We start from the raw sequence: 26,468 nt of genomic DNA on the forward strand, positions 1-26,468 counted from the left end.
TCAGTTCCTCAGGGGCTTGCCGGTGTCGAGAGTGTGGCGGATGCGGGCCTGGGTTTCAGGCGTGCGCAGCAGCGCCACGAATTCCTTGCGCTCCACGGCCAGCAGCCATTCCTCGTCCACCTTGGCGCCGGTGTCGACCTCGCCGCCGCACAGGGCCACGGCGGCGCTGCGCGCCACGCGGTAGTCGTGCGCGCTGATCATGCCGCCTTCGCGCATGTTGACCAGCACCATTTCAAAGTTGGCGATGCCATTGCGGCCCGCGACCGGAATGTCGCGCAAGCGGGGCGGCGGCGTGTAGCCGGCCTCGGCCGCGGCGCGGGCCTGGCCGATGGCGACGTACAGCAGCTCGTCCGGATGGAACACGACGATGTCATGCTCGCGGGCGAAGCCCGTGGCGATGGCTTCCAGCGCGCTCTTGGCGACCTGCGCCGTGGCGATGGTCTGGAACACCGGTTGCAGATAGGGGAAGACCTCGCCCGGCGTGGCTGTCTTGGCGGCCAGCGCCGCGGCGCGGCCGGCGAATTCCTTGCTGCCGCCGCCGGCCGGAATCAGCCCGACGCCGGCCTCGACCAGCCCGATATAGCTTTCCAGCGCCAGCACCCGGTGCGAGGCGTGCATCAGGAATTCGCAGCCGCCGCCCAACGCCATGCCCTGCACGGCCGCCACGGTGGGAATCTGCGCGTACTTGAACGACTGCGAGGCGCGCTGGAACTTTTCAACCGTGGCCTCCAGCATGTCCCATAGCCCGGCGGCGCAGGCCTCGGAGACCTGCTGCAGGTTGGCGCCCACGGCGAAGGGCGCGTCATGCCAGATGACCAGCCCGTCGTATTCGCGTTCGGCGCGCGCCACCGCCTGCAGGATGCCGTCGAGCACTTCCGCGCCCAGGGTGTGGTTCTTGGAGGTGACCGAGAGGATGGCCACGCCGGCGTCGACCTGCGGCAGGTTCCACAGGCGCACGCCTTCGTTTTCCCAGATCGTGACGCCGCGCTCGCTGGCGCCTTCGCCGTACACACGCTCGGGGAACAACTGGCGGCGGTACACCGGCAGCGTCGAACGCGGGCTCAGCTGGCCGGTACGCGCGGAGTAGGAGCCTTCGGGCGCATGCACGCCATTGCGGCCGGGTTCCAGCGCCCAGGCCGGCAGCGGCGCGTCGCTCATGGCCTGGCCGGCGGCGATGTCCTCGGCCACCGCGGCGGCGATGGCCTGCCAGCCGGCGGCCTGCCAGGTTTCGAACGGACCTTGGGCCCAGCCGAAGCCCCAGCGCATGGCCAGGTCCAGGTCGCGCGCATTGTCGGCCACGTGTTCGAGTTGCACGGCGCTGTAGTGGAAGATGTCGCGGAACAGGCTCCAGAGGAACTGGGCCTGGGGATGGCTGCTCGCGCGCAGCGCGGCGAAGCGCTTGCCCGGGTCGCGTTCCTTGAGCAGGGCGGCGACTTCGTCGGCCAACTTGCCGGCGCTGGGCACATAGTCCTGCGCCTTCAGGTCCAGCACCTGGATTTCGCGGCCCTGCTTGCGGTAGACGCCGGCGCCGGTCTTTTGCCCCAATGCGCCCTTGGCGATCAGCGCGGAGAGCCACTCGGGCAGCTTGAAATAGCGGTGCCAGGGGTCGTCCGGCAGATTCTTTTCCATGGTGCCGACCACGTGGGCCAGCGTGTCCAGGCCGACCACGTCGGCCGTGCGGTAGGTGGCGCTCTTGGGGCGGCCGATCTTCGGGCCGGTCAGGGCGTCGACCTCATCGAACGCCAGGCCCAGGCGGGCCGTGTGGTGCATGGCTGCCAGGATCGAGAACACGCCGATGCGGTTGGCAACGAAGTTGGGCGTGTCCAGCGCGCGGATCACGCCCTTGCCCAGGGTCGAGGTCAGCCAGGTTTCGAGCTGATCCAGCACGGCGGGCTGGGTGTGCGAAGTGGCGATGATTTCCACCAGCCGCATGTAGCGGGGCGGATTGAAGAAGTGGATGCCGCAGAAGCGGTCGCGCAGGCCCACGGGCAGGGCGTTGGCCAGCGCGTCGATCGACAGGCCCGATGTATTGGAGGCGATGATGGCGCCCGGGGCCACGTGCGGCGCGATGCGCTCGTACAGCGCGGTCTTCCAGTCCATGCGCTCGGCGATGGCCTCGATGACCAGGTCGCAGCCGCGCAGGCGTTCGAGGTCGTCGTCGTAGTTGGCGGGCGTGATGTACGCCAGGCGCGCCGCGCCGGCCAGGGGTGCGGGCTCCAGCTTCTTCAAGCCGGCGATCGCTTTCTTGACCGTGCCGTTGCGGTCGCCTTCGGGGGCGGCCAGGTCGAACAGCGTGACGGGCACGCCGGCATTGGCCAGATGGGCGGCGATCTGCGCACCCATGACGCCGGCCCCCAGGACGGCGACGTGTTTGACGACGAACTTGCTCAAGGCAGTCTCCTGAAAAAAACGAATGGCGGGCCGGACCGGGCCGGACCGCCATCCGGGGCGGGTTAGAAGCGGGACGACAGCTGTATGCCCAGGATGTGGGCATTGCTGTCATAGGTGCCCGCCACGCGGCCCTTGGTCAGCTGGTTGCCGGACGTGGTGTCGATGTCCGTCTTGCGCAGGTAGAGATAGGTATAGCCCACGTCCAGCGTGGTGTCCTTGGTGGCCTGCCACTGAATACCGGTCGAAAGCCAGTAGCGGTCGTTGTCCGGCAGCGAGGTCGGACGGTCGGCTTCCTTGTACACCGGCGATTGGTCGAAGGCGACGCCGACCTTCCACTTCCAGTTGGGCGCGAACTTGTAGTTGGCGCCCAGCGCGACGCGCCAGCTGTCGCGGAAGTTCAGCGGCAGGTCGTCGTCGCGCGCACCCGGCCCCGAGTTGCGGATCTTCAGATTGGGAATGCTGCTCCAGCCGGTCCACGAGACGTCGCCCAGCAGTTCCCAGCGTTCGTTCAGCTGGTGCGCCGCGCTCAGGATCAGGGTGTCGGGCAGGGACACGGTGGCCTTGGCGTCGAACGACACCGAGTTGCCGCGCGGATAGATGCTGGTGATGTCGGTGTCGCCCTTCGCGGTGTGCTTGATCTTCGAGCGGTAGGACAGGCCGATGCGGGTGTCTTCGGTGGGTTGCAGCATGAAGCCCACGTTCCAGCCCCAGGCATCGCCCTTGAGATTCAGGTCGGCGTCGCCGGTCGTGCCCAGCGGCATGCCGGGAACCGGCAGCACGGTCTTCTTCTTGTAATTGGCGTCGATGTGCTGCCAGTTCACGCCAAAACCCATGGAGAACTTTTCGTTGACCTTGTAGGCGATCGAGGGGTTGACGTTGATCGTCTTGATCTCGAACTTGTTGGAGTGGTACTGGCCCACCCAGCCGTCGTCGTACTCGGTCATGAGCCCGAACGGGGCGCCCACGCCCAGGCCGATGAACCATTGCTCGTTCAACTGCCAGGAGGCGTACATATTGGGCACCACGCCGAGGTTGCCCGCGTCGCCGCCGTTGCCGCCGGTCGGGCGCGATCCGCCCAGTCCGGTGCCCGGCAGGCCGGGAATGCTGGGGTTGCGGCTGTCGCCGTTGTCTGAAAACTTGAATGACGGCTTGATCAGGTTGACGCCGCCGGACACATTGAAGCCGGGCAGGTAGGTCATGCCGGCCGGGTTGTAATAGATGATGCTGGCGTTCTCCGGATTCGCCGCAGAGCCTGCATAGGCGTTGCCCAGGCCGCTGGCGTTCTGCTCCAGGAGCTGAAAGCCGGCCGAGTGCGTTGCCGTGGATGCGCCCAGGCCGACCACGAGGGCCGACAAGGTGCTCAGGGACAATGAACGTCTGCTCATGGTACTGCCTCCTCGTGATGGATGATGTCTCTATGGCACTGCCGGTCTTGTCGTTCCGGTTTAGGTTGTACAGGTCCTAATCGGCCTCAGCCGGTCTTATACTCCGCACCGCGTTGCTGCTTTGGTAATGCAAGGGACCGCCCGTGAATGGCGCGAACCCCGTTCCGAAAATCACGCCCGCGTCGGCCAGGTCGGCGTCGGCGACGATGCCCGCATCCACGCGCTGGCGCGTGGCGTCGATCAGCGGTTGTATCAGGCGCTGCGCCAATCCGGCGGGCGCGCCGGACTGGCTGGCGCCCTTGACCGGTTTGCCGTCGCGCCAGGCGTAGAAGCCGCGGCCGCTTTTCTTGCCCAGGTCGCCGCGCGCCAGGCGCTCGGCCAGGCAGCGCGGCGGCTCGGCGCCGCCAGCAAGTTCCGCGCCCGCCGCACGGGCAATATCCAACCCCACGGTATCGGCCAGCTCCAGCGGCCCCATCGGCATGCCGAATGCGACCATGGCCGCGTCCACGGCTTCGGGCGCCAGGCCCTCGTCCACGCTGCGCATGGCCTGCAGCATGTAGGGCGCCAGCACGGCGTTGACCAGGAAGCCCGGCGCGCTCTTGACCGGCAGCGCCAGCTTGTCGATCTGACCGACGAAGGCGCAGGCGCGGGCTTGCGCCTCGTCCGAGTCGCCGTCGGCGTGCACGACCTCCACCAGCGGCATCTTGGCCACGGGATTGAAGAAGTGGATGCCAACCAGCCGTTGGGGCTGCGCCAGATCCGCGCGCAAGGTCTCCAGCGACAGGCTGGAGGTGTTGGTGGCGAGCAGCGCATCGGCCTTCATGCGCGGCTCCAGGGCGCGGTAGAGCGCGCGCTTGGCTTCGGGCTGTTCGCTGATGGCTTCGATGACGATGTCGGCCAGCGGCACGCCGCCGCCTGCGGGATCCGGCACCAGGCGGTCGAACGCCGCGCGCGCGAGTCGCGGATCCTTCAGGCGGCGCGAGAACAGCTGGGCGGCGCGCTTGATGGCGGGCGCGATGCGCGCCATGTCCTGGTCCTGCAAGGTGACCGTCATGCCCTTGAGCGCGCACCAGGCCGCGATGTCGCCGCCCATCACGCCGGCGCCGACCACGTGCACGTGGCGCGCGGGGGCAATGCCGGCCTGCTTGCCGTTGGCCTTCAGCCGTTCCTGCAGGCGGAACACCCGCAGCAGGTTGCGGGCGGTGTCGGAGGAAATGATGCGCTCGATCAGCGCAGGCGCCTGCAAGGCGTTGCCGCCATGCTTTTCCCAGATCTCGACGATGGCGGGCGCGGCCGGATAGTGGCCCAGGGGATCCTTGGCCGCGATCTGCTTGCGGGCGCGGTTGGCGACGATGGCCTTGAGCGGCCAGCGGTTGGCCCAGGCGCCGAAGCCGCGCGCGCGGCGTGGCGCCTTGCGCGACAGCACGGTCTGGCGCGCGGCGGCCAGCAGCAGACGGGGCGGCACGCGCGCGTCCGCCAGGCCCAGCGCCGCAGCGCGGCGCGCGTCGGCGCCTCGGCCGGTCAGCATCATGTCCAGCGCGGCCGGTGCGCCGATCAGCCGCGGCAGGCGCAGCATGCCGCCCCAGCCGGGAAAGATGCCGAGCATGACTTCGGGCAAGGCGAGCGACGTGCCCGGCTGGTCCGCCACCAGGCGGTAGCGGCAGGCCAGCGCGAGTTCGAGCCCGCCGCCCAGGCAGTGGCCCTGGATCAGGGCCAGCGTGGGATAGCGCACCGCGGCCAGTCGGTTGAACAGGTCCCATCCGCGCGCCACCAGCGCGCGTGCCTGCTCGGGCGTGTCCAGGCTGGCGAATTCATTGACGTCAGCGCCCACGACAAAGCCCGTGGATTTGCCAGACCGGATCACCAGGCCCGCGGGCGGGGCCGCGTCCAGCGCGTCCAGCACCACCGCAAGTTCGCTCATGGTGTCGGCGGACAAGGCATTGACCGCGCTGCCGGCGCGGTCGAAGGTCAGCCACGCCAGGCCGTCGGCATCGCGCTCCAGGCGCCAGTGCGCAAGCGTGTCGATAGTCGTCATGAGCGGTCCTCGTCCAGGGTTTCGACCAGCATCGCGCCGCCTTGGCCGCCGCCGATGCAGATGGCCGCCATGCCGCGCCTGGCGCCGCGGCGCTTGAGGGCCGCCAGCAGGTGCAGCACGATGCGGGCGCCGGAAGCGCCCACGGGATGCCCGATGGCGATCGCGCCGCCATCGACGTTGAGCCGGGCCGGGTCGAGGTCGCCCCAGGCCGGCGTGCCGAAGTGTTCCTGGCAATAGGCATCGTCGCGCCAGGCCGCCAGGCAGCCTAACACCTGGGCGGCGAAGGCCTCGTTGATTTCCCACAAGTCCAGGTCATTGAGGCCCAGCCCGTGGCGCTGCAGGATGGGCGTGGCCGCATGCACCGGCCCCAGGCCCATCTGCGCGGGATCGAGGCCGGCCCATTGGCTGTCGAGGATGCGGCCCAGCGGCCGCAGGTTCCATTTGCGCACCGCTTCCTCTGAAGCGAGGACCAGCATGGCGGCGCCGTCGGTGACTTGCGAGCTGTTGCCCGCGGTGATGTTGCCCCAGGGCTTGTCGAAGACGGGTTTGAGCTTGGCGAGCTTCTCGGGAGTGGAGTCGTCGCGCACGCCGTCGTCATCGGGATACAGCTTGCCCTGCGTGTCGATCAGCGGCGAGATCTCGCCAAGGGCGCCGGCCGCGCGGGCCGCCCGCGCGCGCGCATGGCTCTGCGCCGCGTAGGCGTCCATCGCGGCGCGGTCGATGCCGAAGCGGGTCGCGACGTTCTCGGCAGTCTGCCCCATGGACAGGCCGACCACCGGGTCGGTCAGACCCTTGAGCAGACCGATGACGGGCGCAAGATTGCGCAGACGGAAACGGCCCAGCGCCGCGAGCTTGGCGCCCGCGCCGCGCGCGGCATACCAGCTGGCCAGCCAACGTACCATCTCGTCCGAATACAGCACCGGCGCGCGCGACAGCGCATCCGTGCCGCCGGCCAGCACCAGCTCCGAACGGCCGGACTGGATGTTGGCCACCGCCGAATCCAGCGCTTGCATGCCCGAGGCGCAATTACGCATGACGGTCCAGCCTGGCACCTTGTTGCCGCAGCCCAGGCGCAGCGCGATCACGCGGCCGATGTTCACTTCGTCGGGCGAAGGCGCGGCGCAACCCACGATGACCTCGTCCAGGTCGGTGGGCGCATAGGGCTGGCGCAGCAGCAGGGCGCGTCCCGCCTGCACGGCGAGATCGCCGGCGGAGAAGGGGCCCGGGCCGGTGCGCGCCTTCAGGAAAGGCGTGCGGGCGCCGTCGACGACGTAAACCGGTTTGAATGCCATCCGATTCCTCCTGTTCAGGCGGCCCTGCGTTCGGCGGCGGGGCTGCCCTGGTCCGCGGCGCGCAAATCAAAGGGGAAATCATCCACTTTCACCACCGTGTCGCGCAAGCGGTTGCGGCGTTTCACCACTGCATATTCTTCGGCGGTGATGCCGCCGATGGCGAAGGCGGCATCGGCGATATCGCGTACGTTGGCCTGTGGATTGCCGTCAAGCGCGCCGCGCTTTTCGAGTTCGCGGATCTTGGCTTCGATGGGCTCGGCATCCAGTGTGGCGGCCAGCGCCAGCTCGATCGCGCCCACCGGCTCGGCCTCGGTCGCGGGCAGGTGGCAGCCGGCGGTCAGGCGGTCGCGCGTCGCGCTGGGATTGATCAGCAATCGCGCCACGTCCTGGCCCAACTGGTCCGAGGGCAGGGCTTGCGTGCGGCCCCAGGGGAAGACCAGGCGGCGCAGGCTCCAGGCCACGAAACGGTTGGGGTAGTTGTCCAGCACGCCTTCGACGGCTTCCTGCAGCTTGTACAGCGCGTCCTGGATGGACCAGTGCGCCAGCGGCGCGTCGGCCGCCTGGCGGCCTTCGTCTTCGAAGCGCTTGAGCGTGGCGCTGATCAGGTACATCTGCGACAGCACATCGCCCAGGCGCGCCGACAGGCGCTCGCGGCGCTTGAGGCTGCCGCCCAGCACCAGCATCGAGGTGTCCGCCAGCAGCGCGAAGGCGGCACTGTAGCGGCTGAGCAGCTGGTAGTAGCGCTTCATCTCGGGAGCGACATCGGCGTTGACGCCGATCCAGCGCGCGCCCGTGAGCGCCGTGCCCAGCGCGCGCAGCTTGTTCTTCGCGACGAAGCCCACGTGGCCCCAGAAGGCGCGGTCGAAATCGTCCAGGCCCTGCTTGCGGTCGGACGATTGCGCGGCCTGCATTTCAGCCAGCACGTAGGGATGGCAGCGGATCGCGCCCTGGCCGAAGATGATCAGGCTGCGCGTGAGGATGTTGGCCCCTTCCACCGTGATGCCGATCGGAATCTGCTGGTAGGCGCGGCCCAGGAAGTTGGACGGGCCCAGGCAGATGCCCTTGCCGCCGATGACGTCCATGCCGTCGTTGACGACCTGGCGCGCGCGTTCGGTCACGTGGTACTTGACGATGGCGGACACCACCGATGGCTTTTCGCCCAGGTCCACCGCGCCTGCCGTCATGCTGCGCGCGGCGTCCATCATGTAGGTGTTGCCGCCGATGCGCGCCAGCGCTTCCTCCACGCCTTCGAACTTGCCGACGGGCGTGCGGAACTGGCTGCGCACGCGCGCATAGCCGCCCACCGCCCGGGTCGTCAGCTTGGACATGCCGGTGTTGGAGGAGGGCAGCGAGATCGAGCGTCCCGCCGCCAGGCATTCCATCAGCATGCGCCAGCCCTGGCCGGCCATGGCGGGACCGCCGATGATGAAATCCAGCGGCATGAAGACGTCCGCGCCGCGCGTGGGGCCGTTCATGAACATGGCGTTCAGCGGGAAATGGCGGCGGCCGGTGTCCACGCCCGGATGGTCGTGCGGCACCAGCGCGCAAGTGATGCCGAGGTCTTTCGCGCCGCCCAGCAGGCCGTCGGGATCGTACAGGCGGAACGCCAGGCCCAACAGGGTGCACACAGGCGCCAGCGTGATGTAGCGCTTGTCCCAGGTGACCCTCATGCCTATCACTTCGCGGCCCTGCCATTCGCCCTTGCAGACGATGCCGCTGTCGGGGATGGCGGCGGCGTCGGAGCCGGCCCAGGGGCTGGTCAACGCGAAGGCGGGCACTTCCTCGCCGCGCGCCAGGCGCGGCAGGTAGTGGTTCTTCTGGTCGTCGGTGCCGTAGTGCAGCAACAGTTCGGCGGGGCCGAGCGAGTTGGGCACCATGACCGAAACCGCCAGCGCCGACGAGCGCGTGGACAGCTTGGTCACGATTTCGGAATGGGCATAGGCCGAGAACCCCAGGCCGCCGTATTCCTTGGGAATGATCATGCCCAGGAAGCCCTGGGTCTTCAGGTAGCTCCAGACCTCGGCCGGCAGGTCGTGGCTTTCCTGCGTGACATGCCAGTCGTTGACCATGCGGCAGGCCTCTTCGGCCTGGACGTCGAGGAAACGCTGCTCGTCATCGTTCAGGCGCGGGCGGGGATAGGCCAGCAGGCGGCTCCAGTCGGGCCGGCCGCGGAACAGTTCGCCTTCCCACCACACCGTACCGGCCTCCAGCGCATCGCGCTCGGTGTCCGACATCTGCGGCAGCACCTTGCGGTACAGGTTGAAGATCGGCGCCGACAAAAGGGCGCGGCGGATCGGACGTACGCCCAGCAAGACCGCCGCCAGGAGCGCGACGATGACCAGAGCGTAGATGACTGCGTTCATTTTCTTGTCTCCGTGGAGGTTCTGTTCCGTCTGCGGGCGCTTGGCGTTCAGGGCACGTGCGGCAGGGGCGAGCGCAGGCCGCCGAGCAGAAAGCTCATCAGGCGCGGCAGCAGCAGGTTGGGGTTATCCGGTTGTTCGGCGTCGTCGATGGTCCAGCCCGTGACCGAGCGCAACAGGTCGGTGCCGATGATGGCGTACGAGGTGGCGCCCAGCATGAACTGGAAGCGCCACATGATTTCCGCGCGGGGCACGTCGGGCAGGGCTGCGAACAGCGCGTTGCGGTAGCGCTCCAGCACATCCGCGTACTCCTCCGCGAACAGCGCGCGGATGAAGTCGGAGGGATCCGTCATGGTGCGTTCGAGCAGCGGCAGGAAGGTGCTGCCGGCCTGCGCGGGATCGGCCGCCAGGCGCAGCAGCGTGCCGAAAAAGGCGTCCACGATCTGCGACGGCTTCAGGGGCCTGCCTTCGGCTTGCGCCTCCAGCTCATCCAAAAGTCGCAAGCGCTCGCGGTTCAGCACTTCAAGGCGACGTTTGAGCACCGCCTGCACGAGTGACTCCTTGGAGCCGAAGTGATAGTTCACCGACGCCAGATTGACGCCGGCGGCCGCGGTGATCTGGCGCATCGAGGTGCCATCGTGTCCTTGTTGGGCAAACAAGGCCTCGGCGGTGTCCAGGATGGATTCACGGGTGAGGGAAGGTCTGATTTCTTGCATAAGGTTGAATTCAAACGTTCGTTTAAAAACAATTATGCGTGAGAGATGGCTGAGACGCGAGCCTCGGCTATCCCCAATAGGGTTTACCACTAGCGGGCCGCAAGTCCCGCGTTCAGGACCGGCCGGATTCTCGCCAATCTCCACCAGAGGGATGACGAAACTCATGCGGAGGGAGTAACGATTTCCTAGTGTTTGCGCATGACCTTGAGCCTTTCGTCCTCGGACTGCCGACCTAGGATGAATGTGGTCTGGAAGGGAGGCGCAAAACCCCGCAGTATCAGCGCGAGGAGTTGAATCTGTCGCGCCCCTGAATACGCAATGACAGGCCCTAGTCCGTTCGCCGTAACGGACGGAAGGCCGACAAGCCCTGGCACAGGAGCAGGAGAAATGAAAACCTACAGAGTGGGACTGCTGGTCGACGGGTACGAGCAACCCGGCTGGATGCATGAGATGGTGGATTGGCTCACGCATAGCCAGGATTTTGAAGTCGCTGCTTTGCTGGTGATGAGTGAGGAGGGCGGCGAGAAAGCGCCCCGGTTGGGTGCGCGCGCGTTGTTTGGCGCCTTGTCGCGCCTGGAAGCGCGGCTGCTGCCGGCAAAGCAGCGGCAGGCGCTTGCGTGCCGCGACATGCGGGAAAGCGTGTCATCGGATACGGCTGCCGTCCTGTCGTTGACGCCTGGCATGCCCGCGGCCGAGGTGCAAAGCCAGGTTGCGGCGCTGGGCCTGGACCTGGTCATCACGCTGGGCGCATCGCCGGCCACCCGCGAACAAATGGCGGGCTGGGCGCGGCTGGGCGTATGGCAGCTGAGTTATTCGGATATTGCGGTGGCGACCAGCCGCTATGCCGGCTTCTGGGAGGTCTATCAGCGTGAAGATCACACCACGGTGAAGCTCTGGCGCGTGGGGCCGCGGGAGGACCAGGACGAATTGCTGGACCAGCGCAGTTTCAACACCGAAGTGTTCTGGTTGAAGAATCAGGCGCGCGCGTTCAGCCTGGGCAATTTCATGGTGTACGACGCGCTGCAGGCGCTGGCCCGCGTCAAGCAAGGCGTTGCGCCGCCGGGCATGCAGATCATGAGCGGCTTGCGGCGCGAGGATCCGGTGGAGTGGGATAGCGCCGCATATATTGCGCGTCAGGCCTGGTTAATGTCGGATTTGATTGTGCGGCGCGTCATGAAACGCAATGTGCGCTGGCGGATAGGCATGTTTCCTTCTGCCCGGCAGCAGGCGGTGGTATCCGAGGCCATGGTATTGCAGCCGCCCAAGGGCAGATTCTTCGCGGATCCGTTTGTATATACCCAGGATAAAAAGCCGTATATATTTTTCGAGGATTACGATTTTACCTCGCGCAAGGGCACGATCTCGGTTGCGACCTACTCCGACGGGGCTTTCCGCCTGCTGGGTACGGCCCTGAACCTGCCCTACCATCTGTCATTCCCATATATATTCGAGCACGAAGGCGTCACCTACATGGTGCCGGAGACCTGCGGCAATCGCAGTATAGAGCTCTGGAAATGCACCGATTTTCCGCTCAAATGGGAGCTTGATGTAAATTTGATGACTAATATATCCGCCGTCGATACCATTATTTTCAAACACGGCGAATATTGGTGGTTATTAACTAATATCGATCGGACCGACGGTCAAAGCCATTGCGACGAATTATTCGCTTTCTTTTCGGATTCGCCGCGCTCGACCGAGTGGACGCCGCATGCCTGCAACCCCATCGTGCGCAACCCGATGCGGGCCCGCAACGCCGGAATCGTTGTGTCGCCTGGCGGAGAGGTGATCCGCTGCGCCCAGTACCAGGGCTTCTGCCACTACGGCAAGGGCGTGTCGTTGAACCGGATAGAGGAACTAACGCCGTCCACCTATGTGGAAACGGACGGCGAAATCCACTACGCGAGCTTCCTGAGAAAACGTCATGCTTCGATGCACCATTGGCATCATCAGGGCGGGCATACGGTATTTGACTTCGCCTATATGGAGTAAATCGTGCCGGAAACGCAAAAATAAAAATGTTACCTATATTTCGATTACGAGAAAGACGCACGGGCTTGATGTGTCCGCGGAAACATATAGACAGTTATTGTCCTGATTCCGGAACTTCCAGGCCGCGCCCGGCGGATGCCGCGGCGCGGCTTTTTTACGCCTGTAACAGCGGCCTGCCTTAGCCTGCGACCCGCGCCGGACCTGCATCTTCCATAGGGAAAGCGCAAGCTCCTCATGGGGAATTCCTGGTGAAAACCCTAGCGCCGGAATGGATGAGATGCGCGTCTCGTCCAGATTTACGATGATGATTAAGGCTAACGAATGATTTCTGTTTTTGTCGGATTATATCGAGCCGAAACGTCTTGATTTTGACAATTTCGAACCATAAGATGGGTCCATGCCATCCGTTATGTTGGCTACCAAAGTCTCCCAGCCCAAATGCTCCGGTTCAGCTTCATTAGATATTCCGGAATATTGCGGACTCGCATCGCAGGGTTGGAAAAAAAATAGTCTTCAGCACAGCGAAGATCCCTTCTAGGCCCGTCGAAAAACCGGGAGGACACCATGGCCAAGATGGTCCTGATTGAAGCCCATCCGCTCCTGCGGTTGGGGTTGTGGCAGATTCTGAGCAAGTTGGATGATGTGTGGGAAATCGAGGGGATGGGTTTGGCTGACATCTCCAAGGCGGACGGCGTGCACGCGGGCGCCGACCTGTTGATCTATGGATTGCCGGTGGATACCGACGAAGCGTGGAGCGCGCTGCATGAAATCCAGCGCGTGCTCACGCCCAAGCGGATCCTGCTGCTGACGGACGTCATGCCCCTGCCCATGCCGGTACAAGGGTTGCCCGGGGCAAGCGTCTACGGTTGCCTCATGAAGACGGCATCGGTGGAAATCCTTGAAGCGGCCATCCGCCTGGTCATGGCGGGAGGGCAGTGCTTCCCCAGCGAACAGGCATTGCAGGCTCCCGCGCAAACGGTCTGCGCCTTGCCGGCCAGGGATGCCGACGATGCCGCTGCCAGCAAGGGTTCCATGCCCGTCAGCGCCGGCGCGCAGCTGCTGCAGATCACGCCGCGGCAATACGAAGTGCTGGTGTTGCTGGCGCGCGGCTATCCGATCAAGACGGTCAGCAGGATGTTGAACATATCGGTGGCCACGGCCAAAACGCATGCGTGCACGCTTTACCAGCGCTTGCATGTGAAGAACAAGGGCGAAGCCGTATACGCGGCGCTGCAGCGTGGCGCGACCTTGGAATGGCATGAACCGAACGGCAGGGATGTGGATGCCGGGCAGCTTTATGGGCGCAAGCTGGGGTAGCCGGGATTGGTTTGCGCAGCCTGCCCGGCAGCCTGGAACAAAGGCGTTCCGTTGCTGCCGGGAGCGCGCATAGCCATCATGGCTAATTCATACACAGCAGTATCCGCGGTCGCAGTGCTGCTGCATTCCTCCACCAATCATCCTCCTGAACGAGATTCAGCGAACGTAGCCGCTGATAGCATGGGTTGTGTCCGCAAGACTGGATCGAGAAGGCGAACAACTCCGCCTCGCCATCGCGATTCCGTGCCGCGGACGAGATTCCCGTGAGGTCGGTGACGCCAGCAGCCTGCCGTTGCAGCAATGATGCGCCAGCGTCATGGGAACCGTGTATGGGCCATGCGTCACAAGGTTCCCCCCGGGATGACAACCGTACTGATCGAAGACTACGCTCTGCTCCGTGTCGCGATCCAGCATGTGCTGGAGCGTGCGCGGAACACCGACGACATTCTGGCCATCTCGCCAGCCCAATTGCTCACCATGTCCAGTTCGATCAACCGCCCGGTGGAGTTGCTGGTGATGGGTTGCAGCGGCCTGGCCGAGCAGGACGTCGGACTTCTGTCCCAATCGATGGCGTTCTTCATGCCGCGGCTGGTGCTGGTGCTTTATTCGGTGCTGGACCCGGGCGTCATGGCGGCGTGTGCGCGGGCAGGCGTCGCGGGCTACATGCCCAAGGCCTCCAGCCCCGATGCGCTGGCGGCGGCGGTCAGCCTCGTCATGGCGGGCGGCGAATGCTATCCGCAGCCCGCGGCCCGACCTCAGGGCGCCTCGCATCCGCCAACCCAGGAGCTGAGGGAGCTGACCCAACGGCAGGAAGAGATCCTGCAATTGCTGGTGCAGGGCAAGACCATGCGGGAGATCGGCCAGCAGGTCGGCATCTCGGTGGCCACCGTGAAGAGCCACGCGCGCACGCTGTACTGGAAGCTGAACGCGCGTAACCAGGCCGAGGCAGCCTACATCGCGGTGCAGATGGGACTGGTCAGAAGCGGCAACGGCGCAGCGCCCGCCAAGCACGACCCAGACGCGTAGGATGGGTCAAGCGCGAGAGACTTGATGCAAGAGCATCGGTCTCGAGTGCGCGTAACCCGTCGCCAACCGCCAAGAGAAAATTGAACTCATCGCAACGTTGACGGCCTGCGCGCAGCAGATGCGGCAGGCTTGTGCGGCGCCGTGCGGACGTTCAAACGCCCGCGCCGCGGGCCGCATGCTTGCCCTTGGCCGCTATCAGCGCTTCGAATTCCTGTTCCGCGGCAGCCAGCACGCTGTCCACATGCAGATGCGTCTGCGCATACTGGCGCGCCGCGGCGCCCAGGGTTTCGCGGATCTGCGCGTTGTAGCTGAGCTTGCGCACCGCCTCGGCCATGGCCGCTCCGTCTTCCGGCGGCGTCAGCAGGCCGCAGCGCGCGACCACGCCGGCCAGCTCGGTGCCGGGCGAGGCGCCGCACACCACGGGCCGGCCGCTGGCCAGCATGCCAGTCAGCTTGGACGGCATCACCAGGTCGGCGGCGCCGGCGCGTTGGGGCAGCAGATGGATGTCGGCGGTATTGAGCAATTCGCCCAGGCGTTCGGCAGGCTGCAGGTCCAGGAAGACGACGCGGGCCAGGCCCTCGCATTGCTGCTGCAGCGGCGCGCGTTCAGGACCCTGGCCGCAGAAGACGAACCACAGGCGCGTCTCGCGGCTGAGCCTGCGGGCCACGTCGGCCAGGGTCTGCAGGCCCTGCTTGCCGCCCATGTTGCCTGAATAAAGCGCAACGATCGCGTCGTGCGGAATGCCCAGTTCGGCGCGGTAGTTGCCGCCGCCGGCGCGCGGCGCAATCGCATCGACATCGATCCAGTTGGGCAGCAGCACCGCGCGGCCCGGGTCCACGCCCTTGGCCCGCGCCAGGTCCAGCATGCGCCTGGATATGGTCGACACGCGGTCGAAGCGGCGCATCAGCCAGCGTTCGGCCCTGAGCACCATGGCGCGCAGGCCGGCGCCCTTGAGCAGCCCCAGCTCGAACGCGGCGTCCACTTCATAGTCCTGGATGTGCAGCCAGGCGCGGGCGCCGCAAAGCCGCGCCGCCAGCCAGGCGGCGGGCGCGCAGAAGAGCGCGGGCTCCACCACCAGGATGATGTCCGGCCGCCCGGCGGCCGCGCGCAACAGCGAGGGCAGGCTGGACAGGGCGAAGCTGGCCAGGTGGATCAGGCGCTTGAGGCCGCCCGGCCGTCCGGGAACCCAGAGCGGCGCGCGGCGTACGGTGACGCCGCGCAGGGTTTCCTTGCGGTAACGGCTGGCGCGATAGCCTTCGTGCACCTGCCACTGCGGATAGTAGGGCGGGGCCGTCACCACGCTGACTTCGTGGCCGCGCGCGGCCAGCCATTCGGCCAGTTCGGCGCTGTATTTGCCGATGCCGGTGAGTTCGGGCGCGTAGTTGATGCCGTAGATGAGGATCTTCATGCCGGGCCAGCCTGGCGCGGGCGGATCGGACGGCATGGGTTGCCGTGGCACACCATGGCGGGCGGCATGTTGCGGAACACCGAGCTGCGTGCGCCGATCACGGCTTCACGCCCGACGGTCACGCCGGGGCCGATGAACACGTCGGTCGCCACCCACGCACCGTCCTCGATGCGCACGGCGCGTTCGCGCAAGGGAAAGTCGGGTTGCGCCGCATCGTGGTCTGCAGCGCAGAGGTAGCTGCGCTGCGACACCACGGCGTGGGCGCCGATGTGGATGGGACCCAGGCTGTAGATGACCGCGTCGTCCCCAATCCAGGCGTAGTCGCCGATTTCGACCTTCCATGGATAAGTCACGGTGGCGGTGGGCCGGATCAGCACCTTGCGGCCGACCCGTGCGCCAAAGCACCGCAGCAGCCAGCGGCGAAAGCCATAGGCAACTTGCGGCGACCAGCGGAACAGCGTCGCCTGCACCGTCCACCAGAGCTGCACCGTCAGGGCGGAGCGGCCGCGCTGGCCGGGCGCCAGCGCAAAACGGTCGAGCTGTTGCAGGGCGCTCATTTGGCGGCTCCCGCCACGGCGTCGTCACGCGCCGCGGCGGCGCTGGCCTGCCGCGCCTTCTGGATCTCTTCGGTCTTGATGCGGATCTGCCAGTAGTACATGGCGCGCGCCACCGCGTAGTCGTAGCCCGCCTTGCCGTCCAGGAAGCCCAGGCGGAACACGTAGGAATGCAGGAACGAGATGGGCGCCTTGAACGGCATGGCCTGGAAGATGCGCTTGAGCAGGGCGCGCGCGCCCACGTTGGCCTCGCGCGGATCGTTCATCAGGCCCTTGGTGCGCAGGTTCGCTTCCCAATCGGAATAGCGGTTGTGCTTGTCGAAGTAGTGGAACAGCGAATCATGGTCGTTGTGCACCATGCGCTGGCGCAGGGCGAAGGTTTCGCCTTCGACCTGCGGCTGGTAATGGCCTTCGACCTCCCACATATGCGCCACGTCGAGATCGTCGTAGTCCAGGAAGCGCGAGCGGTCGCGCGCCAACAGGGCCAGCTTGTACACGCGGTGGCCGTGTTCCAGCTTCTTGCCGCAGAAGACGTAATCGAACGGCACGAAGGCGCCGCCCGCGCCCGCCGCGAAGCGCGGCAGGGCTTCGCGTATTTCCGCGGCCAGGCCGGGCGTCATCTCTTCGTCCGCGTCCACGTACAGCACCACGGGGTGCGAAAACGGCAGCTGTTCCAGGCACCACTGCTTCTTCTTGGGATACTTGCCGTTCCACTGGAAGTTCGAGACCTTGGCGCCCAGCGCCGTCGCCATCGCGCAGGTCGCGTCGGTGCTGTTGGAGTCCACCACGAATACTTCGTCGAATTCGACCAGCGCCTTCAGGCACTTGTTGATGTTGCGTTCCTCGTTCTTCGTCATGACGACGACCGATACCGGTATCTTCTGCATGATGCTGTCCTGTTCAGGGCGTGCCGCGCTGCATCAGCGGGCGGAAGAGGGCGATGACGTTGCGGCAGTGCCGTTCCAGGGAAAAGGCGTCGGCGCGTTCCGGGCCTTGCTCGGCAAACCGTTCACGCATCTCCGCGTCATAGGCCAGGCGGCGCACCGCCTCGGCCAGGGCCGCGGCGTCGCCCACCGGAACCAGCAGGCCGTAGCGGCCGGAATCCAGGATTTCAGCCGGGCCATGGGGACAGTCGGTGGAAATGACTGGCACGCCCAGGCACAGCGCTTCCACCAGCACATTGCCGAAGCTCTCGCGCAGGGAGGTCAGGGCGAATGCGCCGGCGCCCGCAATCACCGGGAACGGGTTGTCGATATGGCCCGCCAGGGTGACCGGGCTGCGCGAGCCGCGCTCATCGATGCGTTTTTGCAGGGCGGCATGCTCGGATCCTTCGCCCAGGATGGTGAAGCGGATGCCGGGGTCATCCAGCAATGCGGCCGCGTCGATCAGCGTCGCGTAATCCTTCACTGCTTCGAGCCGGCCCACGGCCACCACATGGTAGGGGGCGGGCTGCGCGGGGTCGTCGCCGCCGCGGCCGCCCTGTGCGCGCACATTTTCCAGCGGCACGCCGTTGTAGATGGTGTGGACCTTGCCGCGCAGCGGCGGAAACATGCTGACCAGGTCTTCCTTGACGCCGCGCGACACGCCCACCACCGCATCGTGGCGCCGGTAGGTCTGGCTGACCAGCCAGCATTTCAGGCGCCGCATGCGCGAGGCTCCGTAGTGGATGGCCGGGCTGCTGTGTTCGAAGGCGACGGTGGCGAACTTGCCGCGCAGCAGCTTCTTGGCCGCCACGACCAGCATGTTGCACAAGAGGCCGTGCGAGCAGACGATGGCGGGCTGGTCGCGCCGGATCTGCATGAGCAGCTTGAAAAAGGCCACGGGCAGCATCAGCCGCAGCGCGGTCGGGGATTCGTTGACAGGGAGCGCCCGGGTCACCTTCGGATTGGATACGGGATACTCGCGGATGCGCGAACGCAGCAGGAACAAGGCGGAATCCACCCCTTGTTCCGGCAAGGCATCCACGATGAAGGCGACACATCTTCCTACGCCGCCGTGCAGGTCTGGCGCGACAAACAAGACATCAGGCATGTGGGATCACTCTAGTTGGCGTCCGGCGCGCAACGTCCGGGCGGTGGCTGGGGGCGGATGTCGTTCTTTGTTCTGGCACGGGCATGATCTGGGCATTGCGCATGAGCGACAGGCAATAGCACAGCAGGAACCCGGTGAAGGCGGTCTTGGGCGCATAGGCCAGGCCGCCGGAAAGCGAGTCGATGAAGATATAGATAGGCGCGGTGGCAAGCAGGTATCGCCGGTGCAGCTCCAGGCCCGGATGCGCATATCGTCGCAACAGCGTGAGCAGCAGAATGAGCGCGGGCGGAAGCATGATCATGATGGTGCCGACCACCCCGAATTTCATCAGGTAGAAGGCCCAGGAGTTGTGGGCGAAGGTGCTCAGCTCGAAGCCGTTCTCGCCCATGACCCAGCTGCGAAAGCCCGCGCCCTTGCCGAACACCGGACTCTCCGCGAAGAAGTCCATTTGCCCCTGCATTTCCTGGACGCGCGCGCCGTAGCTGGAGTCCTCGTCCAGGCGCTCGACGCTGAAGATGCGATTGGTGAGCACGTCCAGGTAGCCGATCGCGGCGAAGACCAGCACCCCGGCGACTGCCGCCGGCGCAAAGACCAGCACCGCGCGGCGCCGGATCTCGGGACCCGCGCCCAACAGCACGGCGATGAAGACCGAGATCGCCAGCTGCAGGTATTGGCTGCGGTTCAGCGAGAACACCAGGGCCAGCAGCATATAGACCGTCAGCGCGTAAGCCTTGGGTCCGGAAACGTTGAGCGTGCGCCGGAAGTACAGCAGAGACACCACGCCGAACGGAATGGCCCATACGCCCAGCCGCACGTTGCGCAGCGGATTCGCCACGCTGAAGCCTTGCAGCTGTTCGGCCAACATCAGCGTGGCCACGGCCAGGCAGGCCGCCACGATGTATTTCTGCAGCACCGCGTAGGCGGCCGGGCTGTCGATGTCCTTGTAGCAAAGAAAGGGCGTGCACAGAAAATAGAACACGATGCGCAGGTCCCGCGCGACATCGCCGGTCTCGATGCCGGGATGATGCAGCGACACCAGAAGCAGATAGATCACCGACACGCACTGGATACCCAGCAGCATGCCCAGCATGCCGCGGGGCAGCGCATAGGCCGCGGGATCCGCGAGCCGCAGCATCTTGACCACCAGCATGGCGACGAACAGGAAATCGAAGGGCGACAGCTTGAAGCTGCCGACGCCCAGGACGAAGTGATCGTCGTTCAGGGCCAGCGCCGTGAAGGCGAACATGCCCAGCAGATGCAGGGTCGATAAGCGGCGGTGCGTGGTCATTGTGGCTCTTCCCGGTATGGACAGGCGCTAGTGCGAAGCCCAGTCGTCTCGTCCGAAAATCCTGGTGGTCAGCTTTTCGAACAGATAGGACAGGTCGCCCTGCCGTGCGTGGGCGGCCACCTTGGACGCCCGGCACGACAGTTCGAACAGCTTGCCCAGGCCCGGCTCCGTGCGACGGATGCGCGAGACGATCTGCTCGCGCTCTTCGAGCAGCACGTCCTGCATCAGCGCCGTCTTGGTTTCGTCATGGGCGGTGTACACGCCCATTGCGTCCGGGACGATCAGGTTCTTGCCTTCGCGCAGCAGCCGGCTCCACAGCTCCAGGTCCATGCAGTAGCGCATGCTCTCCTGCAGGAGCCCGTACTTCTGCAGCAGGTCGCGGCGGAAGATCGCGGACTGGTTCGGGATGGACGCCTTCACCACCGTCAGCGTGCCGCGGTTGACCGGCGTGTAATGGATCTTGCGGAAGATCTTGTTGTCGGCGTCCGCCACGAACAGGTTGCCGCTGACGATGGGCGCGCGTCCCTTGGAGGCGGCCGCGCCCAGCTTGCGCAAGGCGCCGGGGAAGTACAGGTCGTCGGAGTTTTGCCAGCCCACATAGTCGCCGGTGGCGCGTTCGAAGCCCTTGTTGATGGCATGCGACTGGCCGCGGTCGGGCGTGCTCTCCCAGTACGTCAGGTAGCGCTCATACTTGCGGATGATGTCCACGCTGCCGTCGGTGGAGCCGCCGTCGATGATGATGTACTCCAGCCGCGGATAGCCCTGGTTCAGCACGGACAGGATGGTGCGCTCCAGGAAGCGGGCCTGGTTGAACGAGGGGGTAACGATGGTCACTTTCGGCAACAGGCTGCCGGCAATCGGCGCCGGCGGCCGCAACTCGCGGACGAAGTCGATGAGCTGACGTGAATACTCGTTATGACGCTTGCGCATGTAGGACCTCAGCATATGAGTTAACGGGTGGCCGCAGGCAAGGCGCCCGGAAATTCTGGGCGGGATTGACGGATGGCGAGGGCCACGCCGGCCAGCGTGATCGCCGCGTAGGCCATGCGGCCCCATGCCGCGGCGTGTTCCCCCGCCGCGTGTACCAGTCCCGCCATGACGCACAGCATCGCCAGGCCGCCCAGGCCGTTCAGGATGGCGACGGCGCGCGAATTGCCCAGGCCCAGCAGGGAAAAGTGCGCTGCGGCGTTCAAGGACAGCAGCCCGGAGGCCACGATCAGCAACTGGAAGGTGCCCAGATGGCCGCTGGCGACGTTGTCCCCCAGCAGCAGGTTCAGAAGCGGATGACTGACCGCCAGCACCGCCAGCGTGGCGCTGGCCGACAGCGCCAGGTTCCACAGCATCATGCGGCGGATCTCGCGTTCGACGGCGCCCGGATAGGGCGGCGAAACCGACAGGCGGGTGACGCGCGGCATGGCCTTCTGGAAGATCGCGACCGACGCGGTATGGATGATCTGGCCGACCTGCACGCCGACCGTGTAGATGGCCAGCGCCGCCGGGCCCATGAGACTGCCGACCAGCACCCTGTCCACCGAACCGAAGGCCAGGGCGCTCAGGCTGTTCAGCCAGGACCAGCGGGAGAAACGGAAGGCGTCCATCATGGCGGCGCGGTCGCGCACCGGGCGCACCAGGACGCGTCCATAGGTGCGCGCGAATACGCGCATCTTCACGCTGCCCGCGATCAGGAGTCCCAGCGCCTGCGCCAGGCCGGTCCAGGTGGGGGAGGCCGTCAGCCAGGCCGTGGCGCAAGCCAGCCCCATCGTGCCGGTGCGGCTGAAGACCTCGCACAGCGCCGTGGCGCGGAAGTCTTCACGCCCTTTCAGGCATCCGGAAAACAGTTGGTCATATTGCTGCGTCAGGTAGATGGCCAGCGCGGGCATGGCAAGCATCGTCACCGCCACGCCGCCGAAGGTGGCCGCCGGCCAGCCCAGGCCCACCACTCCCCACAGCAGCACTGCGGCCAGGGTCACGACCCCCAGCGCGCAGCCGATCAGCGACATGCTTACGCCGGCTGCGCGATAGGCGCCGCCCGGTTCGTGCATGCGCTCGGAAACCAGCTTGGTCGCCGTCACCGCCGCGCCCAGGTTGGCGGCATTGCCGAAGCCGGCCAGGGCGATGATCATCGAGTACTGGCCGAAGCCCACCGTTCCCAGCTGCCGGAACAGGATGGGCAAGGCCACCAGCGCCGCGACGGGGCCGATGCCATACTCCACCAGCCCCCAGAAGGAGGCATTGCCGGCGATGTGTTTCCTCAGGAATCCGAACATGGCTGGGGCCTGTGGGCATAGGGGTTCTGGCGAGGCCGTCAGGCCACGGGCAGCGCATGCTGGGTGCGTTCACGCAGGAAGTGCCCGTAGGCCAGCGTGATGCCATGCGTCAGTGAGATCTCCGGTTTCCAGCCCAGCGCCTGCATGCGGGCCGAGTCCATCAGCTTGCGCGGCGTGCCGTCGGGCTTGCTGCTGTCGTAGACGATGTTGCCCTCGTAGCCGACCACGCGGGCCACCAGCCTGGCCAGGTCGGCGATCGAGATGTCCTGCCCGGCGCCGATGTTGTAGATGCCTTCCGCCTGCGGATGCTCCATCAGCATGACGCAGGCCTGGGCCAGGTCGTCCACGTACAGGAACTCCCGCAGCGGCGCGCCGGTGCCCCAGATGCTCACGCTTTCCTGGCCAGATTCCCGCCCTTCGTGGAATTTGCGGATCAGCGCGGGCAGCACGTGGCTGCTTTGCAGGTCGTAGTTGTCATGCTGGCCATACAGATTGGTCGGCATGGCGCAGATGAAGCGCGCGCCGAATTCGCGCTGATAGGCCTCGCACAGCTTCAGGCCCGCGATCTTGGCGATGGCGTAGGGCTCGTTGGTCGCCTCCAGCGGCCCCGTCAGCAAGGCGTCCTCGCGGATCGGCTGAGGAGCTTCGCGCGGATAGATGCATGACGAACCCAGAAACAGCAGCTTGCGCACGCCGGCCGCATACGCGGCGCGGATCACGTTGCACTGGATCATCAGGTTCTTGTACAGGAACTCCACCGGATGCGTCTGGTTGGCGAGGATCCCGCCCACCTTGGCCGCGGCCAGGTACACCACGTCGACCGGCGTGGTCGAGAAGAAGCGGTTGACCTGATTCTGGTTTTCCAGATCCAGCTCTTCCCGGCCGCGGGTCAGCACGTTGCGGTACCCGCGGCGTTGCAGCTCGCGGGTGATCGCGGCGCCCACCATGCCGCGGTGGCCGGCGACGAAGACGCGTTGCTCCAGGTTCGTCATGTCGTGCTACTCCTTGTAGGCGTAGATTTCGTAGCCGTTCTGCTCGACCAGCGCATCGCGCCGGGCGTCGCGCAGATCGCTCTCGACCATTTCCTTGACCAGTTGCGCGAAGGAGGTGCGGGGCGACCACCCCAGCTTTTCGCGCGCCTTGGTCGGATCGCCCAGCAGGGTCTCCACTTCCGTCGGGCGGAAGTAGCGCGGATCCACTCGGACGATGACCTGGCCGGGCTTGACGTCATGGACCGGCGAGAACAGCACGGTGGCGGTCTCTTCCAGTCCTTCGCCCTCCCACGCCAGCAGGATGCCCAGCTCGCGCGCGGCGGTATTGATGAACTCGCGCACGCTGTATTGCATGCCGGTCGCGATGACGTAGTCCTCGGGCGTGTCCTGCTGCAGCATCAGCCATTGCATTTCGACGTAGTCGCGGGCGTGGCCCCAGTCGCGCAGGGCGGACAGGTTGCCCAGGTACAGGCATTCCTGCAGGCCGAGCACGATGCGGGCCAGGCCGCGGGTGATCTTGCGCGTGACGAAGGTCTCGCCGCGCTTGGGCGATTCGTGGTTGAACAGGATGCCGTTGCAGGCATACATGCCATAGGCTTCGCGGTAATTCACGCTGATCCAGTAGGCGTACAGCTTGGCCGCCGCATACGGGCTGCGCGGATAGAACGGCGTGGTTTCCTTTTGCGGCGTCTCTTGCACCAGGCCATACAGCTCGGAGGTGGAGGCCTGGTAGAAGCGGGCCTTGTTCTCCAGTTTCAGGATGCGGATGGCTTCCAGGAGACGCAGGGTGCCCAGGCCGTCGGCGTTGGCCGTGTATTCGGGTTCCTCGAACGAGACGCCGACATGGCTTTGGGCGGCCAGGTTGTAGATCTCGTCGGGCTGCACCGACTGCACGATGCGGATCAGGCTGCAAGAGTCGGTCATATCGCCGTGGTGCAGCACGAAATTGCGGGGCTGGTCATGCGGATCCTGGTACAGATGGTCGATCCGGGCGGTATTGAACAGCGAAGCACGCCGCTTGATGCCGTGGACCTCATAGCCCTTGGCCAGCAGAAACTCCGCCAGATAGGCCCCGTCTTGGCCAGTAACGCCGGTAATCAGTGCCCGTTTTGGCATGGTTGTATCCTTAAGACTTAGTGACTGCACGAAAGGAGCCGAAGGCTGCGGTACCAATGTGCAATGAGATTACTGTTGCACCAGCCGCTGAGATATCGGCCAAAAGGTCTAATAATTCAGCCTGTCGATAGGGAAAAAGGGACTGGATTGCTTCATCCAGCGCACCCAGCATGGCAATCGCCACCAAGGCCGTCAGCGCCGGGCGCCGGTTGACCGAGAAATAGATCAACGTGGTCAGGAAGGCGTAAGCCGCAAGATGCAGACGCTTGTCCCCAAAGGCGTCCGACATCTCGGCGGCCAGGCCCGGCAGGTTGCCTATCGTTACCAGTACGGCGAAGAACAGCCCGGCAAGCGGCAGGCAGATCCGGGCCATGCCCGGTCTGAAGAAGGGCGGGGGCACCTCTTTTTCAGACCCGGCCATACATGTCCTGGAATCTGACGATGTCGTCTTCACCCAGGTAGGCGCCCGATTGCACCTCGATGATTTCCAGCGGGATCTTTCCCGGGTTCTCCAGGCTGTGGATCTCGCCCAGCGGGATGTAGGTTGACTGGTTCTCGGTCAGCAGGTATTGCTTGTCGCCGTTGTAGATGCGCGCCGTGCCCGAAACCACGATCCAATGCTCGGCCCGGTGATGGTGCATCTGTGAGGACAGGCGCGCGCCGGGCTTCACCGTGATGCGCTTGACCTGGTAGCGCGGCCCCTGGCCGACCGAGTCGTAGGATCCCCAGGGCCGCTGCACTTCGCGGTGATGGTTCAGTTCCGAGCGGTGCTGCGTCTTGAAGATCTCGACCAGCCGCTTGACGTCCTGCGAGCGCGATTTGTGCGCCACCAGCACGGCGTCGGCGGTTTCGATCACGACGATGTCGTCCAGGCCCACCGAGGCCACCAGCCGGCTGGTGGAGTGGATCAGGCAGTTGCGCGAATCCTCCACCATGACGTCGCCGGTGGTGGAGTTGCCTTCCACCGTCTTCTGGGCGATACCCCAGACCGCGTCCCAGGCGCCCACATCGCTCCACGAGGCGGCCAGCGGGATGACCACGGCGCTGTCGGTGCGCTCCATGATGGCGTAGTCCATGGAATCGCTGGGGCAGGCCTCGAAGGACGGGCCGTCCAGGTGGAAAAGCGAATTCTCGCCATGTCCGATGGCCACCGCCGCCTGCACCTGTTCCAGCATCTTGGGCGCCAGGCGCGCCATTTCCGACAGGAATACCGAGGCCTGGAAGGCGAACATGCCGCTGTTCCAGTAATAGCCGCCATCATCGATGAAGCGCTGCGCCACCTCGGGCGAGGGCTTTTCAACGAAGCGGCGCACGCGGCGGGCGGGGGCCATGACGCCGGGCTCGTCCGCCTGGATGTAGCCGTAGCCGCTGAGCGGCGCGGTGGGCGTGATGCCGAAGGTCACCAGGGCGCCTTGCAAGGCGGCCTTGTAGGCTTCGGCGAAGGCGGCGCGCAGTACCTCACCGTCTTCCAGCACGTGGTCCGACGGCATGATCAGCATGACCGGGTCCTCGCCGTCGCGCATGGCGCGCAGGGTGGCCGCGGCGATTGCCGGCGCCGTGTTGCGCGCGAAAGGCTCCAGGATCACTTCCACGTCCTTGATGCCCAGCTCCAGCGCCTGCTCCGCCGCGATATAGCGGTGCGCGTCGTTGCAGACCAGGGTGGGCCGGGCCTGCGCATCCGCCGAACCCAGCCGCAGCAGGGTGTTCTGCAGCAGGCTGCGGTCATCGGTCAAACGGATGAACTGCTTGGGCAGCAGCTCGCGCGACAGCGGCCACAGGCGCGAGCCTGAACCGCCGCAGAGTATGACTGCCCGGTACGGGGGAGGGGGATTGGTCATGGCGCTCACTCCTTGAAGTAGGCCTGGGTGTAGGGGTGCACGCCGGGATCGGCGGCGAGGGCCTTCGCGGGCAGCCAGCGGTAGCTGCGGTGCTGGGCCTGGGGCAGGCTGGAAATGTCCAAAGAAAGCTCGGCCTCATAGGCGAGGACGACGTAGTGGGTGGAGCGTCCGGCTTCACCCGCAAAATTGGTGCCATAGAAGTGTTCGTACACGCCGCGCGGGGTCCAGGCCAGCTCGCTGACCGGGATGCCCAGTTCGTCGCGGGCGATGCGGCGCAGCGCGGCGTGCAGGGTCTCGTTCTTGCGGATCCGTCCGCCCGGCACGAACCAGGCGCCCTGGGCCGGGGGATTGGCCCGCAGGCCAGTCAGGTAGCGGCCCGCGGCATCGCGCAGCAGCAGGTCGATGGAAACCAGCGGCAACATCTCTACCGCCTGGCGGAACTCCGCCTGCGCCAGCAAGC

At 65.8% G+C, this 26,468-nt stretch carries 21 protein-coding genes; 3 read left to right on the forward strand and 18 right to left on the reverse strand.

The window, feature by feature from the left end; translation table 11 throughout:
* The 6 genes from IB257_RS23350 to IB257_RS23375 form a co-directional block, all read right to left on the reverse strand.
* On the reverse strand, positions 1-2,391 hold the full coding sequence (locus IB257_RS23350; RefSeq protein WP_192492891.1) for a 3-hydroxyacyl-CoA dehydrogenase/enoyl-CoA hydratase family protein: 2,391 nt from the start codon (positions 2,389-2,391) through the stop codon (positions 1-3).
* Positions 2,392-2,453: 62 nt separating this feature from the next.
* The gene (locus IB257_RS23355) at positions 2,454-3,776 is read right to left on the reverse strand and encodes an OmpP1/FadL family transporter (protein ID WP_054453102.1); all 1,323 of its coding nucleotides are present in this window, start codon (positions 3,774-3,776) and stop codon (positions 2,454-2,456) included.
* A 76-nt stretch (positions 3,777-3,852) separates the two neighbouring features.
* Positions 3,853-5,811, reverse strand: a complete 1,959-nt coding sequence (locus IB257_RS23360) for a 3-hydroxyacyl-CoA dehydrogenase NAD-binding domain-containing protein (protein WP_192353388.1) — start codon at positions 5,809-5,811, stop codon at positions 3,853-3,855.
* A complete protein-coding gene (locus IB257_RS23365; protein WP_119450033.1) occupies positions 5,808-7,103 on the reverse strand; it encodes an acetyl-CoA C-acetyltransferase in 1,296 nt (431 codons plus the stop codon). Before IB257_RS23365 ends, IB257_RS23360 begins: the two co-directional genes overlap by 4 nt.
* 14 nt (positions 7,104-7,117) lie before the next feature.
* Positions 7,118-9,466, reverse strand: coding sequence for an acyl-CoA dehydrogenase (locus IB257_RS23370; RefSeq protein ID WP_192492892.1), 2,349 nt, complete (start codon positions 9,464-9,466; stop codon positions 7,118-7,120).
* 47 nt (positions 9,467-9,513) lie between these two features.
* Positions 9,514-10,179 carry a TetR/AcrR family transcriptional regulator gene (locus IB257_RS23375; protein WP_119450031.1) on the reverse strand — a complete coding sequence of 222 codons (666 nt, stop codon included), beginning with the start codon at positions 10,177-10,179 and terminating at the stop codon, positions 9,514-9,516.
* Positions 10,180-10,566: 387 nt separating this feature from the next.
* Here IB257_RS23375 and IB257_RS23380 point away from each other — a divergent pair, with 387 nt between their 5' ends.
* From IB257_RS23380 to IB257_RS23390, 3 genes are all read left to right on the forward strand, one after another.
* Positions 10,567-12,171 carry a hypothetical protein gene (locus tag IB257_RS23380; RefSeq protein ID WP_054453093.1) on the forward strand — a complete coding sequence of 535 codons (1,605 nt, stop codon included), beginning with the start codon at positions 10,567-10,569 and terminating at the stop codon, positions 12,169-12,171.
* Positions 12,172-12,735: 564 nt separating this feature from the next.
* Entirely contained in the window at positions 12,736-13,488 is a 753-nt protein-coding gene (locus IB257_RS23385) for a response regulator transcription factor (RefSeq protein WP_054453091.1), read from the forward strand.
* 360 nt (positions 13,489-13,848) lie between these two features.
* Positions 13,849-14,514: a response regulator transcription factor gene (locus IB257_RS23390; RefSeq protein ID WP_054453089.1), complete on the forward strand. Its 666-nt coding sequence runs from the start codon at positions 13,849-13,851 to the stop codon at positions 14,512-14,514.
* Between the two features lie 151 nt (positions 14,515-14,665).
* On the opposite strand, the gene IB257_RS23395 is transcribed toward IB257_RS23390, so the two are convergent.
* Genes IB257_RS23395 through IB257_RS23450 form a run of 12 tightly spaced genes read right to left on the reverse strand, consistent with a single transcriptional unit; the run spans position 14,666 to position 26,466 of the window.
* Positions 14,666-15,922 (reverse strand): glycosyltransferase WbuB, encoded by a 1,257-nt coding sequence (locus IB257_RS23395; RefSeq protein ID WP_192492893.1) that lies wholly within the window; start codon positions 15,920-15,922, stop codon positions 14,666-14,668.
* Positions 15,919-16,479, reverse strand: coding sequence for a putative colanic acid biosynthesis acetyltransferase (locus IB257_RS23400; protein ID WP_054453087.1), 561 nt, complete (start codon positions 16,477-16,479; stop codon positions 15,919-15,921). The genes IB257_RS23395 and IB257_RS23400 overlap by 4 nt, the downstream gene beginning before the upstream one ends.
* Positions 16,476-17,363 (reverse strand): glycosyltransferase family 2 protein, encoded by an 888-nt coding sequence (locus IB257_RS23405; RefSeq protein ID WP_054453084.1) that lies wholly within the window; start codon positions 17,361-17,363, stop codon positions 16,476-16,478. The genes IB257_RS23400 and IB257_RS23405 overlap by 4 nt, the downstream gene beginning before the upstream one ends.
* Positions 17,364-17,376: 13 nt before the next feature.
* Positions 17,377-18,507, reverse strand: a complete 1,131-nt coding sequence (locus IB257_RS23410; RefSeq protein ID WP_175163884.1) for a glycosyltransferase — start codon at positions 18,505-18,507, stop codon at positions 17,377-17,379.
* Positions 18,500-19,795 carry an O-antigen ligase family protein gene (locus IB257_RS23415; protein ID WP_192492894.1) on the reverse strand — a complete coding sequence of 432 codons (1,296 nt, stop codon included), beginning with the start codon at positions 19,793-19,795 and terminating at the stop codon, positions 18,500-18,502. The genes IB257_RS23410 and IB257_RS23415 overlap by 8 nt, the downstream gene beginning before the upstream one ends.
* A gap of 27 nt (positions 19,796-19,822) precedes the next feature.
* Complete coding sequence (locus IB257_RS23420) at positions 19,823-20,725, reverse strand: glycosyltransferase family 2 protein (protein ID WP_054453076.1); 903 nt, start codon at positions 20,723-20,725, stop codon at positions 19,823-19,825.
* Positions 20,726-20,745: 20 nt separating this feature from the next.
* Positions 20,746-22,062 (reverse strand): oligosaccharide flippase family protein, encoded by a 1,317-nt coding sequence (locus IB257_RS23425; RefSeq protein WP_119450029.1) that lies wholly within the window; start codon positions 22,060-22,062, stop codon positions 20,746-20,748.
* 38 nt (positions 22,063-22,100) lie between these two features.
* Positions 22,101-23,054, reverse strand: coding sequence for a GDP-L-fucose synthase (locus IB257_RS23430; protein ID WP_054453071.1), 954 nt, complete (start codon positions 23,052-23,054; stop codon positions 22,101-22,103).
* A gap of 6 nt (positions 23,055-23,060) precedes the next feature.
* Positions 23,061-24,170, reverse strand: a complete 1,110-nt coding sequence (gene gmd, locus IB257_RS23435; RefSeq protein WP_054453069.1) for a GDP-mannose 4,6-dehydratase — start codon at positions 24,168-24,170, stop codon at positions 23,061-23,063.
* 10 nt (positions 24,171-24,180) lie between these two features.
* Positions 24,181-24,543 (reverse strand): VanZ family protein, encoded by a 363-nt coding sequence (locus tag IB257_RS23440; protein WP_054453684.1) that lies wholly within the window; start codon positions 24,541-24,543, stop codon positions 24,181-24,183.
* A 34-nt stretch (positions 24,544-24,577) separates the two neighbouring features.
* Positions 24,578-26,008: a mannose-1-phosphate guanylyltransferase/mannose-6-phosphate isomerase gene (locus tag IB257_RS23445; protein ID WP_054453067.1), complete on the reverse strand. Its 1,431-nt coding sequence runs from the start codon at positions 26,006-26,008 to the stop codon at positions 24,578-24,580.
* Positions 26,009-26,013: 5 nt separating this feature from the next.
* Positions 26,014-26,466 (reverse strand): GDP-mannose mannosyl hydrolase, encoded by a 453-nt coding sequence (locus IB257_RS23450; RefSeq protein ID WP_054453683.1) that lies wholly within the window; start codon positions 26,464-26,466, stop codon positions 26,014-26,016.
* Positions 26,467-26,468: the final 2 nt, after the last annotated feature.

Origin of the sequence: Achromobacter sp. ACM03 (assembly GCF_014851665.1) — a bacterium.
GTDB classification, from domain to species: domain Bacteria; phylum Pseudomonadota; class Gammaproteobacteria; order Burkholderiales; family Burkholderiaceae_B; genus Achromobacter; species Achromobacter aegrifaciens.

Excerpts from the sequence above, each read along its gene's own strand:
- IB257_RS23355 (WP_054453102.1), bottom strand. The coding sequence starts at position 3,776 with ATGAGCAGACGTTCATTGTCCCTGAGCACCTTGTCGGCCCTCGTGGTC.
- IB257_RS23360 (WP_192353388.1), bottom strand. The coding sequence starts at position 5,811 with ATGACGACTATCGACACGCTTGCGCACTGGCGCCTGGAGCGCGATGCC.
- IB257_RS23365 (WP_119450033.1), bottom strand. The coding sequence starts at position 7,103 with ATGGCATTCAAACCGGTTTACGTCGTCGACGGCGCCCGCACGCCTTTC.
- IB257_RS23370 (WP_192492892.1), bottom strand. The coding sequence starts at position 9,466 with ATGAACGCAGTCATCTACGCTCTGGTCATCGTCGCGCTCCTGGCGGCG.
- IB257_RS23375 (WP_119450031.1), bottom strand. The coding sequence starts at position 10,179 with ATGCAAGAAATCAGACCTTCCCTCACCCGTGAATCCATCCTGGACACC.
- IB257_RS23380 (WP_054453093.1), top strand. The coding sequence starts at position 10,567 with ATGAAAACCTACAGAGTGGGACTGCTGGTCGACGGGTACGAGCAACCC.
- IB257_RS23385 (WP_054453091.1), top strand. The coding sequence starts at position 12,736 with ATGGCCAAGATGGTCCTGATTGAAGCCCATCCGCTCCTGCGGTTGGGG.
- IB257_RS23390 (WP_054453089.1), top strand. The coding sequence starts at position 13,849 with ATGACAACCGTACTGATCGAAGACTACGCTCTGCTCCGTGTCGCGATC.
- IB257_RS23395 (WP_192492893.1), bottom strand. The coding sequence starts at position 15,922 with ATGAAGATCCTCATCTACGGCATCAACTACGCGCCCGAACTCACCGGC.
- IB257_RS23400 (WP_054453087.1), bottom strand. The coding sequence starts at position 16,479 with ATGAGCGCCCTGCAACAGCTCGACCGTTTTGCGCTGGCGCCCGGCCAG.
- IB257_RS23405 (WP_054453084.1), bottom strand. The coding sequence starts at position 17,363 with ATGCAGAAGATACCGGTATCGGTCGTCGTCATGACGAAGAACGAGGAA.
- IB257_RS23410 (WP_175163884.1), bottom strand. The coding sequence starts at position 18,507 with ATGCCTGATGTCTTGTTTGTCGCGCCAGACCTGCACGGCGGCGTAGGA.
- IB257_RS23415 (WP_192492894.1), bottom strand. The coding sequence starts at position 19,795 with ATGACCACGCACCGCCGCTTATCGACCCTGCATCTGCTGGGCATGTTC.
- IB257_RS23420 (WP_054453076.1), bottom strand. The coding sequence starts at position 20,725 with ATGCGCAAGCGTCATAACGAGTATTCACGTCAGCTCATCGACTTCGTC.
- IB257_RS23425 (WP_119450029.1), bottom strand. The coding sequence starts at position 22,062 with ATGTTCGGATTCCTGAGGAAACACATCGCCGGCAATGCCTCCTTCTGG.
- IB257_RS23430 (WP_054453071.1), bottom strand. The coding sequence starts at position 23,054 with ATGACGAACCTGGAGCAACGCGTCTTCGTCGCCGGCCACCGCGGCATG.
- gmd (WP_054453069.1), bottom strand. The coding sequence starts at position 24,170 with ATGCCAAAACGGGCACTGATTACCGGCGTTACTGGCCAAGACGGGGCC.
- IB257_RS23440 (WP_054453684.1), bottom strand. The coding sequence starts at position 24,543 with ATGGCCCGGATCTGCCTGCCGCTTGCCGGGCTGTTCTTCGCCGTACTG.
- IB257_RS23445 (WP_054453067.1), bottom strand. The coding sequence starts at position 26,008 with ATGACCAATCCCCCTCCCCCGTACCGGGCAGTCATACTCTGCGGCGGT.